The sequence below is a fragment of the Streptomyces sparsogenes genome, from assembly GCF_001704635.1.
Classification (GTDB): Bacteria; Actinomycetota; Actinomycetes; order Streptomycetales; family Streptomycetaceae; genus Streptomyces; species Streptomyces sparsogenes.
Genome location: NZ_MAXF01000174.1, coordinates 44,155 through 57,418, shown reverse-complemented (window position 1 = coordinate 57,418; position 13,264 = coordinate 44,155). Strand labels below are relative to the sequence as shown.

The 13,264-nt window shown below is 74.9% G+C and carries 12 protein-coding genes and 1 pseudogene; 7 read left to right on the top strand and 6 right to left on the bottom strand.

Going from position 1 to position 13,264, the window contains the following annotated elements:
- The 3 genes from BBH68_RS32775 to BBH68_RS32765 all read left to right on the top strand — a co-directional run.
- Positions 1 to 1,709 (top strand): FtsK/SpoIIIE domain-containing protein (locus tag BBH68_RS32775; RefSeq protein WP_281182507.1); only part of this gene is annotated, 1,709 nt, incomplete at its 5' end.
- 165 nt (positions 1,710 to 1,874) lie between these two features.
- Complete coding sequence (locus tag BBH68_RS32770) at positions 1,875 to 2,171, top strand: hypothetical protein (protein ID WP_065967398.1); 297 nt, start codon at positions 1,875 to 1,877, stop codon at positions 2,169 to 2,171.
- 62 nt (positions 2,172 to 2,233) lie between these two features.
- Positions 2,234 to 3,907, top strand: coding sequence for a serine/threonine-protein kinase (locus BBH68_RS32765; RefSeq protein WP_065967397.1), 1,674 nt, complete (start codon positions 2,234 to 2,236; stop codon positions 3,905 to 3,907).
- Between the two features lie 18 nt (positions 3,908 to 3,925).
- Here BBH68_RS32765 and BBH68_RS32760 read toward each other — a convergent pair whose 3' ends face one another.
- A complete protein-coding gene (locus BBH68_RS32760) occupies positions 3,926 to 4,798 on the bottom strand; it encodes a helix-turn-helix domain-containing protein (protein WP_065967396.1) in 873 nt (290 codons plus the stop codon).
- Positions 4,799 to 5,040: 242 nt separating this feature from the next.
- Here BBH68_RS32760 and BBH68_RS32755 point away from each other — a divergent pair, with 242 nt between their 5' ends.
- Both BBH68_RS32755 and BBH68_RS32750 read left to right on the top strand, forming a co-directional pair.
- Entirely contained in the window at positions 5,041 to 5,307 is a 267-nt protein-coding gene (locus BBH68_RS32755) for a DUF6296 family protein (RefSeq protein WP_065967395.1), read from the top strand.
- A 164-nt stretch (positions 5,308 to 5,471) separates the two neighbouring features.
- On the top strand, positions 5,472 to 6,479 hold the full coding sequence (locus BBH68_RS32750; protein WP_065967394.1) for a sigma-70 family RNA polymerase sigma factor: 1,008 nt from the start codon (positions 5,472 to 5,474) through the stop codon (positions 6,477 to 6,479).
- Here the strand turns inward: BBH68_RS32750 and BBH68_RS32745 are convergent.
- Positions 6,369 to 6,767, bottom strand: a complete 399-nt coding sequence (locus BBH68_RS32745; RefSeq protein ID WP_065967393.1) for an STAS domain-containing protein — start codon at positions 6,765 to 6,767, stop codon at positions 6,369 to 6,371. The two genes, BBH68_RS32750 and BBH68_RS32745, sit on opposite strands and share 111 nt — an antisense overlap.
- Positions 6,768 to 7,114: 347 nt before the next feature.
- Between BBH68_RS32745 and BBH68_RS32740 the strand changes: the two genes are divergently transcribed.
- The gene (locus BBH68_RS32740) at positions 7,115 to 7,615 is read left to right on the top strand and encodes a GNAT family N-acetyltransferase (protein WP_065967392.1); all 501 of its coding nucleotides are present in this window, start codon (positions 7,115 to 7,117) and stop codon (positions 7,613 to 7,615) included.
- Between the two features lie 48 nt (positions 7,616 to 7,663).
- Positions 7,664 to 9,100 carry an ATP-grasp domain-containing protein gene (locus BBH68_RS32735; RefSeq protein ID WP_065967391.1) on the top strand — a complete coding sequence of 479 codons (1,437 nt, stop codon included), beginning with the start codon at positions 7,664 to 7,666 and terminating at the stop codon, positions 9,098 to 9,100.
- On the opposite strand, the gene BBH68_RS32730 is transcribed toward BBH68_RS32735, so the two are convergent.
- The 4 genes and pseudogenes from BBH68_RS32730 to BBH68_RS32715 form a co-directional block, all read right to left on the bottom strand.
- Positions 8,997 to 11,033 (bottom strand): AMP-binding protein, encoded by a 2,037-nt coding sequence (locus tag BBH68_RS32730; RefSeq protein ID WP_065967390.1) that lies wholly within the window; start codon positions 11,031 to 11,033, stop codon positions 8,997 to 8,999. The two genes, BBH68_RS32735 and BBH68_RS32730, sit on opposite strands and share 104 nt — an antisense overlap.
- A gap of 118 nt (positions 11,034 to 11,151) precedes the next feature.
- Complete coding sequence (locus BBH68_RS32725) at positions 11,152 to 11,853, bottom strand: glycoside hydrolase family 75 protein (RefSeq protein ID WP_065967389.1); 702 nt, start codon at positions 11,851 to 11,853, stop codon at positions 11,152 to 11,154.
- A gap of 140 nt (positions 11,854 to 11,993) precedes the next feature.
- Positions 11,994 to 12,215 (bottom strand): annotated as a pseudogene (locus BBH68_RS40015) (class II fructose-bisphosphate aldolase); the annotation flags it as partial.
- 154 nt (positions 12,216 to 12,369) lie between these two features.
- A complete protein-coding gene (locus BBH68_RS32715; protein ID WP_065967387.1) occupies positions 12,370 to 13,260 on the bottom strand; it encodes an SIS domain-containing protein in 891 nt (296 codons plus the stop codon).
- Positions 13,261 to 13,264 lie beyond the last annotated feature (4 nt).

Here is a 13,264-nt window from a genome sequence, read left to right as displayed (position 1 = left end):
GCCGCGCCTACTACCGGCTCAGCGCCCGGGAGGTGCTGCCGGTGCAGACCGCGCTGTCCACCGGCGTCACCCCCAAGGCCGCGGTGACCGCCCCGGTGACCGTCGCCCCGTTCCTGCTGGGCCTGCCGGCGGTGGGCCCGGTCACCGAGGAGCCCGACGGCGACACCGACCTGCGCCGCCTGGTCACGGCCGCCCAGAAGGCCGCCGCGGGGGCCGGGTTCGCCCCGCCCCGGCGCCCCTGGCCCGACCCGCTGCCCGCGGTCGTACGCTCCGCGGACCTGCCCGCGGCCGCGGAGCGGGGGCTCCTCGGCGAGGCCGCCGGCCTGCCCGCGTACGCGCTCGCCGACGACCCCGACCGCCAGCGGCAGTACCCCGTCGGCTGGGACCCGGCCGAGGGCAACGTCCTGATCTACGGCGGGGGCGGCTCCGGGACCACCACCGCGCTGGCTGCGCTCGCCCTGACGGTCGCCGGCTCCCAGCCGCCCGACCGGTGCCATCTGTTCGTCCTCGACCTGGGCGCCGGGGACCTGGCGCCGCTCGCCGCCCTGCCGCACACCGGGGCGCACATCGGCTCGGCCGAACGCGAGCGCATGCTGCGGCTCGTCCGGCTGCTCCGCCGCGAACTGGACGAGCGCAAGGCCCAGGGCACCGCCGACCGGCCCGACTGGCTGGTGCTGCTGGACAACCTGGGCGCGCTGATCTCGGACCTCGACAAGGACGTCGCCGGGATGAACACCCTCGACGAACTCGCCCGGGTCTACGCCGACGGCCCGGCCGTCGGCATCCGCTTCGCGGTCACCGCCGACCGCTCCGGCGCCGTGCCGTCCGCCTGGGCGTCGCTGACCCGGCAGAAGCTGCTGATGCGGCTCGCCGACCCCACCGAGTACGGCTACTTCGACGTGCCGCGCGGCTCGGTGCCCGGCTATGTGCCCGGCCGCGCCGTGGTGGCGGACAGCCGGCAGGTGATCCAGATCGGCTGGCCGGGCGAGGACCTGGCGGCGGCCGTCGCCGACACCGCGGCCCGCTTCCCCGACGCGCCGCGCACCGCCCCGCGGATCGGGCTGCTCCCCACCGACCTGTCCCGCGCCGACCTCGGCGCGGAGCTGTCGGCCGGCGGCGAGCCGTGGTGGATTCCGGTCGGCCTGGACGCGGACACCCTCGGCCGCGCCGGGCTGCGGCTGTACGAGCACGAACACGCCCTGATCGCCGGGCCGCCGCGATCCGGCCGCAGCACGGCCTTGTGCACCATCGCCCACCTGACGCGGGCCGCCGCCGAACCGCCCGCCGTCGTCGCCTTCGCCCCCCGCCGCTCGCCCCTGCGGGACCTGCCGGGCCCCACGGTCCTGGTGGACCGCTACGACGGCCTGGAAGAGGCCCTGGCCGGCTGCCCGGGCCCCACCCTCCTGCTGATCGACGACGCCGACACGGTGGACGACGAGACCGGAGTCGTGGACCGCTGGCTGTCCTCGGCCGGCCCCGGCCGCCATCTGGTCGCGGCGGGCCGCGCCGAAGCCCTCCGCCGGGGCTACGGCCACTGGACCCAGCGGGTGCGGGAGAGCCACTGCGGTGTGCTCCTCGTCCCCGACCACGACCTCGACGGGGACCTGTTGGGCGCCGTGCTGCCCCGGCACGACCGGATGGCGGCCCTGCCCGGGCGCGGCTACCTGATCAGCGACGGCGCGGCCGCCGGCGTCCAGGTGGCCCGCTGACCACCACCCCCGCCGTGTCAGCCGGCGCGGCACGGCACCGCGACGGCGCGTGTCCGCCGTGCGCCGGGTGCCAAGGACCCTGCGCCCGGCGCCAATGACACCCCACAGCCCCGGCAGAAGAATTCCTGTCGGACAACATCAGGAAAGAGAAAGAGGAATCGCAGCATGTCAGGAGCAGCAGGAGCGGGCACGGTCAAGGTCGACGAGGCGGCGCACACCGCGAGCCGGAAGTTCCTCACCATCATCGACGGAGGCTTCCAGCACTCGATCGACCAGCTGTCCTCGGCCGGCAGCGTGCTGAGCGACCCGACCCACTGGAGCGGACGCCACGCGAACGAGTTCCGTTCCGCCTGGCAGGGGGCGCAGGCCGACCTGAGGAAGATCAAGCAGGCGCTGGACGAGTTCCAGCGGAAGTTCGACACGGTGCTGAAGGAGATCTCCCGGGCCGGCGGCAACGGCTGAGTCCGCACCAGGCCCGGGACGGCGGCGTTCCCGAACGAACATGGCGTCCCTGAGGAAGATTGATGTCTGAGAGAGCACCGGCCCGGCCCGAGGCCGGGGAGCTGACCGCGGCCGACCTCGAGGAGCTCGGCGCGAAACCGCTGCTGAAGACGGACCCCGCCGACATCGGCCCCTACCGGGTGCTCGCCCGGCTCGGCGGGGGCGGGATGGGCCGGCTCTACCTCGGACGGGACGCGGGCGACGCCGCGGGCTACCGGGCCGAGTCCCTCGTCGCGATCAAGGTGATCCGGCCGGAGTACGCCGAGGACCCCGGGTTCCGCCGCCGCTTCGAGCGCGAGGTGGAGGCGGTACGGCGGGTCCACGGCACATACACGGCGGGGCTGCTGGACTCCGGGTTCGACGACGAGGAACGCCTGTGGATGGCCACGGCCTACATCCCCGGGCTCTCGCTGGCCGACGCCGTACGCCGCTTCGGGCCGCTGCCCGCCCCGGTCGTCTGGCGGCTTGCCTGCGAGATCGGGCAGGCGCTCGGCGCCATCGCGGCCGCCGGGATCGTGCACCGCGATCTCAAGCCGTCGAACGTCCTGCTGGGCGGGGACGGTGTGCGCGTCATCGACTTCGGTGTCGCGCACACCGCCGACACCAGCGCGCTGACCATGACGGGCCAGCAGCTGGGCACCCCCGCCTTCATGTCCCCCGAGCAGGCGAACGGACGCGAGGTGGACACCGCGTCCGACGTCTTCTCCCTCGGCTCGGTCCTGGCGCTGGCCGCCGCCGGCACGGCCCCCTTCGGCGAGGGGGCGACCGGCGATGTCGTCCATCGCGTGATCTACGCCCCGCCGGACGAGGCCGTGCTGGCCAAGGTGGCCGAGACCGACCCGGAACTCGCCGAGCTGATCACCGGCTGTCTGGCCAAGACCGCGGCCGAGCGGCCGACCCCGCGCCGGATCGCCGAGCTGGCACGCGGGCACGAGCCCGCGCTCACCTGGCCGGCCCCGGTGGCGCGGGTGATCGAGTCCCGAGCCACCTGGATGGGGCCGACCGCCGCGGTCCCGCCCATGGACCAGCTGACGGTTCTGCGCCGCGCCGCGCCCGAGCGCGCGGCGGGGGAGGCGACCCGGAGCCGGCGCCCGCTCGTGCTCACCGGAGCGGCCGTCGCCGCCGTCGCCGTCGGAGCGCTCGCCTTCGCCGTACCGAGGATGGGCTCCGCCCCCAAGGAGCGGGCCGAGAAGCCGGCCGCCTCCCCGCGGAGCGCGTCCGCCACCCCCTCCCACCCGGCCCCGACCGGCAAGGCGCCCAAGAAGGGCGGGAAGCACCGCACGGAGAGCCCGCCGGCCCCCGGCTCGACCACCGTGATCGTCGTCTCGCCGCCCACCGGCCGGCCGGCGGACGGCGTCCCGTCGGGGGAGGGCGCCTCGCCGCGGCCACAGCCGCGACAGCCGGGCGACAAGGCCACCACCCCCCACAAGGCCCCGGCCCCGACCGGGGAGCCGCAGCCGTGGAAGTCCTGCGACGCGTACGCGGGGACGGCGCTCACCCAGTTGGGGGATCGGAACAGGCGGGTGGTGCAGGTGCAGTGCATCCTCAAGGGCCGTGGCTACGACATCGGCCCCCACGGCATCGACGGCCAGTTCGGAGCCGACACCCTGGCCGCCGTCAAGAGCTTCCAGCGGCACCACGGGCTCAGGGCCGACGGTCAGGTGGGCGTGCACACGTGGGCCGCCCTGCGCGGCTGAAGCGGCCCGCCCGCCGCCTCAGGGGCGCGGGTGGCGGCGGTACTCGCCCGGGGGGACCCCGTACGCCTTCCTGAAGGCCCGGCTGAACGCCGCGCCGTCCGGGAAACCCCACCGCCTGCCGATCTCCCCGACGCCCCGCTCGGCCAGCGAGGCGTCGGCCAGGTCCGCCCGGGCCCGCTCCAGCCGCCGCTCCCGGACCCAGTCCCGCACGGTCAGCTCCTCCCGCTGGAACAGCTGGTGCAGATACCGCACCGAGATGTGGTGGGCCGCCGCGATCGTCGCGGGGGACAGGTCCTCGCGGCCCAGGTTCCGCAGGACGAACCCCTTCACCTCCCGCAGCAGCGCCTCCTGCCGGGCCCGGGCCGACGGCAGACCCTCTTGGAGCAGCCCCTCGGCCTCGGCCAGATGCGCCAGGAAGGCCACCGCCAGGTCCACCGCCGCCGAGCCCAGCCGCCCCGTCTCGGACAGCCGGGGCCACGCCGCCTCCTCCGCGAACCCCCGCAGAAACCCGCCCAGCAGCGCCCCCGGGCCGGGGCGCGCGGGGATCGGCCGCGCCGTCAGGCTGCTCAGCGCGTGCCCCGGGACCGGCACCAGGTGCTCGGGCAGGTGGAGGATCACCGCCCGCGCGGGCCCCTTGGCGAGCACCGCCGTCGCACCGGACGGCGCGGCGGCGTCGTACAGCAGCAGATCACCGCTCTCGCAGTCGACCGTGTCGCGGTTCCGCTCGAACCTCATCGTCCCGCCCACCACCAGCGCGACCTGCCAGCGCTCGGGCGCCGAGCGCGGGACCGGCTGGGGCACGCGCGGGGACGGGGGCGCCGGGGGACGCAGTACGGACACCCCCACCCCGCCCAGTCGCAGCCGCTGCCCGTCCGCCACACGCATGTTCATCGTCTTTCCGTTCCGGCCATCTCCCTCGTCGGGAGTCCCCCATCGACGAGATCGAGTTCACCGGCCCCGTGATTGTTCGGCAGCCCCTCCCGCCACACCGAACAACGGCGTGAAACGACTGTTCGGCCCGGGGCCCGCGGACCGGGGCACCGCCCGCGCCCTTGCGCCGTCGGGTTCGTCCGATAGTGTTGAATGTCCCGGTTTGGGGAGTGGGGCGGGATGGCGTGGCAGGAGGGCGTGTCATGGCGCGTCGTGAGAGATACGAGCTGATCTTCGTACACCCGGACGCGGCGGCTGGGCCGTCCTCGGCCCCGGCCGCCGAGGACGTCTCCGAGGACGTCGTGGTGGTGCACCGGACCGACAGCAGCGGGCCGGGCGGGCACCCCGTGTACGCGGACGACACCGGCATCGTCCGCGCCGAGATCAGCGACCGCGCCGAAGTGCGGATGCTGGCCAGCGGCGGACACCAGGTGCACTCCTCCACGGTCCGCGCCCGGCCCGTCACCTGAGGGCGCGCACCCCCGCGCACCCCGCCGTACGTCCGCGGACCCGGGCCGTACGCCGGCCGTACGACCGCCGAACGCCGGGCCGTGGGCCTGGCGCCGGGGGATTGTCGTACCCGGCCACTAGGGTGCGGCCATGGGATACCGGAGGGCCGACAGGGGGCCTGGCGATGAGTGATGTGCTGGCGGCGGAGGGCGCGGCCGGGGTCGAGCCGCAGCTCGAGCGGCACCGGACGGAGCTGACCGGTTACTGCTACCGGATGCTGGGCTCGGCGTTCGAGGCCGAGGACGCCGTGCAGGAGACCATGGTGCGGGCCTGGCGCGGCCTCGACCGCTTCGAGGGCCGGTCGGCGCTGCGGTCGTGGCTGTACCGCATCGCGACCAATGTGTGCCTGGACATGCTGAGCGGAAGCCAGCGCCGCGCCCGCCCCATGGACCTGACGTCCGTGGCGACGGCCTCCTCGTCCCTGGGCCCGCCGCTCCCGGAGACCGCGTGGATCGGCCCGGCCCCCGACAGCCGCGTGGTGACGGAGGACGGCGACCCGGCCGAGCTGGCCGCCCAGCGCGAGTCCGTGCGGCTGGCCTTCGTCGCCGCGCTTCAGCACCTGGCCCCCCGGCAGCGGGCGGTGCTGATCCTCCGCGAGGTGCTGGCCTGGAAGGCGAGCGAGGTCGCCGAGCTGCTGGACACCACCGTCGCCTCGGTCAACAGCGCCCTGCAGCGCGCGCGGGCCACCATCGCCGCGAGCGGGATCAGCGCCACCGACCCCGTCCGGCCGCTGGACGAGGAGCAGCGCGCCCTGCTGGCGCGGTATGTCGACGCCTTCGAGCGCTACGACCTCGACTCGCTCACCTCACTGCTGCACGAGGACGCGACGCTGTCCATGCCGCCCTACTCGCTGTGGATGCGCGGCCATGCCGACATCCGCCAGTGGTTCCTGGGCACCGGCATAGGCTGCTGCGGTTCCCGGCTGATCCCGACGGTGGCCAACGGCTCGCCCGCCTTCGGCCAGTACCGGCCCGCCTCGGACGGCGGCCACGAGCCGTGGGCGCTCCAGGTCGTCGAGGTGTCAGGCGGCCGGATCACCGCGCTCAACTCCTTCCTGGACACCGCCCGCCTCTTCCCCCTCTTCGGCCTGCCCGCCCGCCTCGACCCCGTCGACCCCCTCGCCGCCCGGTAGGTCCGCCGCCGGCAGCACGGCGTCGAGACCCGCCCGGGCGAGGAGGGCCCGCAGCTCGCCGCTCGCGCCGCGGAGCCGTATCCTCCGGCCCAGGCGCCGGGCGGTGAGCCGCAGCCGGGCCAGCGCCTCCAGCACGGCCAGATCGGGGGCGCGCACCGCGCCCACGTCCACGACCACCGGACCGCCCTGTGCGTCCCGCGACGCCAGTTCGCGCAGGCGCGCGCACAGCCCGGGCACCTCGGCGCGGCGCACCGCACGGCCGAGGACCAGCACGGCCGGGTCGCCCACCCCACCGGCACCGGGCCCACCGACAGGTGACCTGTCGGCGCCGGGTCCACCGGCGCCGGGCCACCCCGCACGTGACCTGTCGGCGCCGGGCCTGTCGGCACCGGGCCCGCCGGCACGTGACCGGTCGGCACCGGGCCCGTCGGCTTCGGCGCCACCGGTTTCGGCGCCACCCCCCTCCGGGCCCGGGTCGTGCGGCGCCGGCGCCTCGTCATGAGCCGTCACCATCCACCTCCTCTTCGCCTGTTCACCCTGGGAAGACGGGGCGGCGGAGGGAAACTCATCGCTCCGGGGAGAAGCGCGTCCCCGGGCCCTGGCCGGGCGCGGGGCCCGGCTGGCAGGATCGGCCCATGGCGAGTGATCGGCCCGGAAGGGCGACGGCCGGGCCCGCCACCGCGGCGCGGAGGCTGCGGGCGGGGCGGGAGGACGAGGCCGAGGCGCTGAGCGAGCTGGCCCTCAGGTCGAAGGGCCACTGGGGTTACGACCGGGCGTTCCTGGAGGCATGCCGGGAGGAACTGCGGCTGCGCCCCGGCGAGGTGGCGGCCCGTCGGACCACGGTCGCCGAGCAGGACGGCCGGATCCTGGGCTTCGCCACGCTGGAGGGCGACGGCCCCGAGGGCGAACTGGGCATGCTGTTCGTGGATCCGGAGGCGATCGGCGGGGGAGTGGGGCGGCTGCTGTACCGGCATGTGCTGGCGGAGGCGGGCCGGCTCGGCTTCACCCGGCTGACCATCGAGGCCGATCCCCACGCCGAGCCCTTCTATCTGGCGATGGGCGCGCAGCGGATCGGCGAGGCGCCCTCCGGATCCATCCCCTCCCGGGCGCTGCTGCTGCTGGCCGCCTGGCCTTGACTGCCACCACCCTCCTGGGTGACGGCGTGGACCGGTGGGGCGCCGGCCGTGCACATCGGGAACGTCGGCGATTTCAACGCCCAGTTCGCCGACGGCTCGCCGGATGTGCGGCGAGCCGGGGGCCACTACTCCTGCCTGGCCGCCTTCTACAGCCCCGAGCCGCGGATCCTGGTGCTCCCGGGGCAGGCCCATGACTTCTGGACGCGGGAGCTGTCGCGGGTCTTGGAGTGGCCGGACGTGGAGGTGTACGACGAGGTCGCGGCGGACGACGGCGGGGTGGCGCGGGGACTGCTGTCCCGGACTGCGCTGCTGGACCGGATCCGGCGGTCCGGCCTGCCGGTGATCACCTGGGGCCGCACTCCGGAGTCCGAGCGCCTCCTGACGCGATCCGGAGCACGGGACGGGACCGAGGGCGGGCCAGGGGAGGTCTCCGGGGCCGGGCCGGACGGCCTCGGCCGGGCGCTGCGCGTGACGCGCCGTTACGAGTCCAAGGCGACGGCCCACCGGCTGTTCCGCACCCTGGCCCCGGCCCATCCCGGCATCGTCGTCCCCGCGCAGGAGCGGGTGGCCTCGCGCCGGCGGGCCGCCCGCGCCCTGGCCGCCCGCGCCGCCGCCGGGGCGGCCGCGGTGGTGAAGACGGAGTACGGGGTGGGCGGCTCCGGCACCCTCGTGGTGACGCCCCGGCAGGTCGCCGAGGCCGGGGGCGCCCGGTCCCTCGTGGGACACCTGCCCCGGGGCCCGCTGCTGATCGAGGATTACGTCGAGGGCGACGGCTCCGGCTCGGGGCCCTGCCGGAATCTGACCTTTGACGCCGTCGTGGACGGTGAGGGGGCGGTCCACCCCGTCGGCGTGGGCGTGATGGACATCGAGGGGACCGGCTACCAGGGGGTCACGGTCGGACCGGGCGTCGTCCCCGACGCGCCCGCCGAGGTCGCCGAGCGGTTCGCGTCGGCCGTGGGCCGGGCGCTGGCCGCCGAGGGCTACCAGGGCTGGTACGACGTGGACTTCGTCATGGACGGGTCGGGCCGGCTCGCCCCGGTCGAGATCAACGTCCGGCTCACCGGCCCGGCCGCGGCGTTCGTGATCCAGGCCAGGCTGGCCGGGATCCAGGGCGGCCGGCCCCTCGTAAGGACCCTGGACCGGCTGCCGCTGGGCGCCCGGCTCCCGGCCGCGGCACTGGCCGACCACCTGGGCGAGGTGTCCCGACGGTGCCGCTCGCTGGGGGTGACGCTGCTGCCCACGGTGGTGACGGCGGTGTTCGAGCCGGATCCGTACGTCGGGGTGGCGCTCGCGGCCCGTACCCCGGGGGCCCTCGACGCGGCCGAGGCGGTGGTGCGCTCGGCGAACGACGCGCTGGGCCGGATGTTCACGGACCTCGGCGTCAGCTCCGGTCCGCGTCCCGGCTCGCGTCCCGGTCCGCGTCCCGGTCGGCGTGCCGGGGCCGGGTCGCGACGAACGCCACGACCACGGCGGCGGCGATCATGAGGGAGACGTTGAAGGTGTAGACCAGGGCGGCCTGCCGCGACCAGTCCGTCTTGGCCGCGAGCCGGTAGTAGTTGTCCTGCGGCCACCACGCGATCAGCAGCCAGGCGACCGCCAGGTGTGCGGCGCTCGTCAGGCCGGGGGAGTGGCCCTGGCGGGCCATCAGCGGCCGCCCGCAGAACAGGAAGCCCATCCCCAGCCCGAAGGCCAGCGACTCGGCGACGTACAGCCCGGTGAACAGCGCCGCCCAGGGGTGGGGTACCAGCGACAGGTCGGTCGAATAGGGCCAGAAACTGTCGGTGAGAGACCAGGACAGAAGGGAGAAGAACACCGTGAGCGCCATCATGCTTCCCCACGTCCCGCATCCCTCGCCCTCGCCGTGGTCCGCGGGCAGCGCCCCCTTCCCGCTGGTCCGGCGGCGGTCGCCGGCGCGCTGGGCCGGAAGCGGAACGCCGGTCCGGTCGAGCTTGCCGGCCCGGGTCCGGGGCAGCGAGCTCACCGGGACCACCGTCCGCGGGCCCCGGGCGGACGGCAGCCGGGTGGACAGGAACAGCCGCAGCTCCCCCGGGTCCACCTCGCCGCCCTCCACGGGGGTGACATAGGCGGTCAGCGTCTTGTGGCCCTGGGCGTTCTCGACGGCGGCGACCAGGCACTCCTCGACGGCCGGATGGCCGCGCAGCACCGCCTCGGCGTCGGCGTGGGAGGACACCCGGCCGAGGTGTTCCAGCCCCCCGTCCTCGCGCACTCGGCCCAGATCGCCGGTGCGCAGGTACTGGTCGCGCTTGAACGTCGGGCCGTCCCGATAGCCGCGGCCCACGACCGGGCCCCTGATGCCCAGCTCGCCCCGGGCGCCGCGGGCGGTGGGCGCCCCGTCCCGGCCGAGCACCGCGACGGCGGCGCCGGGGAACGCCGTCCCGATCGGCGAGACCCGCTCGGGGTGCTCGGTGACCGCGGGCCGGTCGGGCAGTTCGAACCAGGTGCCGGACCCGGCGGCCTCGGTCACGCCGTAGACGTTCAGGATCCGCACATGCGGCCCCAGGGTCCGGCGCAGCGCCTGCTGTTCGTCCAGGTACCAACTGTCGCCCGAGACGGCGATCAGCCGTACGGCCGCGAGGTCCGCGCCGCGCGACCGCAGGTGCCGGTGCAGGCCCCGGACGGTGGGGACGTCGCACACGACGACGGTGACCGACTCGTCGACGATCAGCCGGTGCAGCGGGGCGGCGTCGCCCGCCCGGTCCGGGTCCTCGTCCCGGCCCGCCAGCACCAGCGTGCCGCCCGAGCACAGCGCGCGGACCCAGTCGGCGGTGAATCCGGCGAACTCCGAAGGAGTGGTCTGCAGATGCCGGTCCTCGGGGGACAGCCGGTAGACCACCCGCCAGCCCTCGTAGGCCCTCACCAGATTGCGGTGCTCGAGCAGCACGCCCCTGGGCATCCGGCCGGCCGTGCCGGAGGTGTACAGCACACACGCCAGGTCCGCGGCGCCGGCCCGGGTGTGGGCGAGCGGGGCCGCGGACCGGTCGGCGATGGCCTCGGCCTGGGTGTCCAGGCAGATCACCGGCCGGCCCGCGCGCACGGTGTCGGACACCATGACCCGCAGCGACTCCCGGGTGAGCGCGCCGAACAGCTCGGCGTCCGCGAGGATGTGCCGCAGCACCGACGGCGGCGCGTCCGGCTCGACGGGCACATACGCCCCGCCCGCCTTGAGCACCCCGAGCATCGCGGTCAGGACCTCGGCGTCCCGGCCGAGGCACACCGCCACCAGCCCGCCCGGGGGAAGCCCCGCCTCCCGCAGATGGCGGGCCAACCGGTTGGCCCGCTCGTCCAGTTCACGGTACGTCAGCCGCTGTTCGCCGCTGACGACGGCGACCGCGTCGGGGGTGCGGCGGGCGTGCTCCCCGTAGAGCTGGTGGACGCGTCTGGTCGACTCCTGCGGCATTGTGTCCCCCCGGCGGTCGTAGGATCGGCCCTGCGCCTGACCCGTGATCCTGCCCAGGGCGGGGCCCCCGCACAATGGCACGCCCCACGGGTGCCGGGTGGTTGCGCCGACGGGCGGTTCAGTTGTTCTGGATGAACTGCTTGGCCAGCCCGTCGCCGACCGAGACCGCCTTGTCATGGTTCTCGATGGGCGAGACGGAGGAGTTCTTGAAGAGGATGTACGTCACCCCCGAGTCCGTGCCGCCGGTCTCCGGATCGGGGTCTATCCCCAGCGCGTTGGCCGTCGCGTAGGACGCCTCGCCGATTATCTTGGTGGGTCCGGTGTCGCCGACCACGGCGTACTCCACCTTGTTGTTGTAGATGACCGCGACCACGCCGCCGCCCTTGATGCCCGCCTGGCTGTAGTTCCAGGTGGAGCTGGCGCTCGGCACCACGACGTAGGGCAGCTTGTCGGCGATGAGCGGCTTGCCGTCCGACTGGTGGAAGGCGGTGTCGTCCTGGAACCACGGGTCGGTGTTCCCGTTGCACCGCGAGGTGACCTGGCCGTCGCAGTCGATGTCCATGTCGGCCTTCCAGAAGACCGCTCCATTGGCGCCGCAGACCGGGATGGTGGCCGAGGTCTCCTCGTCGGTGCGGTACTTGCCGTTCGATATCTGCGAGCAGCTCTGCACCTTGGCCAGTAACTGGGCCGCCGTGACCGTGCCTTCGTTGGCCGACGCGGGGGCCGGTGCCGGGCCCCGGGTGGCGGCACCGGCCCCCGTGGTGACGGAGACGGCCAGCAGCCCGGCGCCGGCCAGCGCGAACGCGAGTCGCTTACGCATGACACACCCCTTTGTTAGGAACCTTTCCTAACCTCCCCTGCACTCTGGCGACTTGATAAGCTCATGTCAACAGATGGGGCAGGAGCAAGTCGGCGCCCCGCCCGGGGCGGAGCGCCGTCAGAGGGTGCGTCAGGGGCCACGGCCCGCAGCAGCGGGAGCAGACGGGCCACTTCGCGCGCCACCGCCTCGCGGGCCGCCGCGATATACCGGCGCGGGTCCACGGCCTCGGGGTGGGCCGCCAGATGGTCGCGGATCGCCCGCGTGTACGCGACGTTGAGGTGGGTGGCGATGTTCACCTTCGTCAGGCCCGCCTCGACCGCCCGGGTCAGATCCGCCTCCGGCACCCCCGAGGAGCCGTGCAGCCCGGCTCCTTTCCGCTGTCCCTTGGGTTTCCGCCCGTTCGTCTGTTGCCCGTGGGCTGTTGCCCGTTGGGCTTTCGCCCGTTCGTCTGGTGCCCGTTGGTCTGGGGCCCCGAGGATCTCTTGCCCCGGTGCCTGGTGGTCCTCTGCCGCGCGGTCAGCCGAGGATCACCGAGCGGGTCAGGTGCCGGGGCCGGTCCGGGTCGAGGCCACGCGCCTCGGCGATCGCGACGGCGAGCCGCTGCACCGACACCAGCTCGGCCAGCGGGTCGCGCCCGTCCCCGACCAGGCGTCCGCCGGTGGCCGCGATCTCCTCCTCCAGGCCGGAGGGGCCCTCGCCGAGCCACCACACCACGCTCCGGGGGCCGGTGACGCTGATCGGGCCGTGCCGGAACTCCATTACCGGATAGGCCTCGGTCCACGCCCCCGCGGCCTCGCGCATCTTGAGCGCGGCCTCCTGTGCCACCCCGTACGTCCAGCCCCGCCCGAGGAAGGTGAACTGCTCGGCGTCCAGCAGGCCCTCGTCCACCGGTGCGGCCAGCGCGGCGCGCCCGTCCGCCTCGAGACCGGCCGGTGATGCGCCCAGATGGGCCCGGAGCAGGACCAGTTCGGTGGTCGCGAAGCGGGTCTGCACCACCGACTCCTCGTCGGCGAAGTCCAGCAGCACCACCGAGTCGGCCACCTCGGTGACGGGGGAGCCGGGCACGGCGGTGACCACCGTGGTCGGCGCGGTGCCGCGCAGCCGGCCGAGGAGTTCGAGCACCTCGGTCGTGGTGCCGGACCGACACAGCGCCAGCACGCGGTCGTAGCGGCGGCCCGACGGCATCTCCGAGGCGGCGAACGCGTCCGTCTCCCCCTGGCCCGACGATTCGCGCAGCGCCGCGTACGACTGGGCGATGAACCAGGAGGTGCCGCAGCCGACGACGGCCACCCGCTCACCCTCCCGCGGCAGGGCCGCGCGCACCGGCCCGTCCGGCTCCCGCCCCAGCTCCGCGGCGCGGCGCCAGCAGTCGGGCTGACTGGCGATCTCGGCCTCGGTGTAGCTCATGTGG

Coding starts and splice junctions, on each gene's coding strand:
- BBH68_RS32770 (WP_065967398.1), top strand. CDS start 1,875: ATGTCAGGAGCAGCAGGAGCGGGCACGGTCAAGGTCGACGAGGCGGCG.
- BBH68_RS32765 (WP_065967397.1), top strand. CDS start 2,234: ATGTCTGAGAGAGCACCGGCCCGGCCCGAGGCCGGGGAGCTGACCGCG.
- BBH68_RS32760 (WP_065967396.1), bottom strand. CDS start 4,798: ATGAACATGCGTGTGGCGGACGGGCAGCGGCTGCGACTGGGCGGGGTG.
- BBH68_RS32755 (WP_065967395.1), top strand. CDS start 5,041: ATGGCGCGTCGTGAGAGATACGAGCTGATCTTCGTACACCCGGACGCG.
- BBH68_RS32750 (WP_065967394.1), top strand. CDS start 5,472: ATGAGTGATGTGCTGGCGGCGGAGGGCGCGGCCGGGGTCGAGCCGCAG.
- BBH68_RS32740 (WP_065967392.1), top strand. CDS start 7,115: ATGGCGAGTGATCGGCCCGGAAGGGCGACGGCCGGGCCCGCCACCGCG.
- BBH68_RS32730 (WP_065967390.1), bottom strand. CDS start 11,033: ATGCCGCAGGAGTCGACCAGACGCGTCCACCAGCTCTACGGGGAGCAC.
- BBH68_RS32725 (WP_065967389.1), bottom strand. CDS start 11,853: ATGCGTAAGCGACTCGCGTTCGCGCTGGCCGGCGCCGGGCTGCTGGCC.
- BBH68_RS32715 (WP_065967387.1), bottom strand. CDS start 13,260: ATGAGCTACACCGAGGCCGAGATCGCCAGTCAGCCCGACTGCTGGCGC.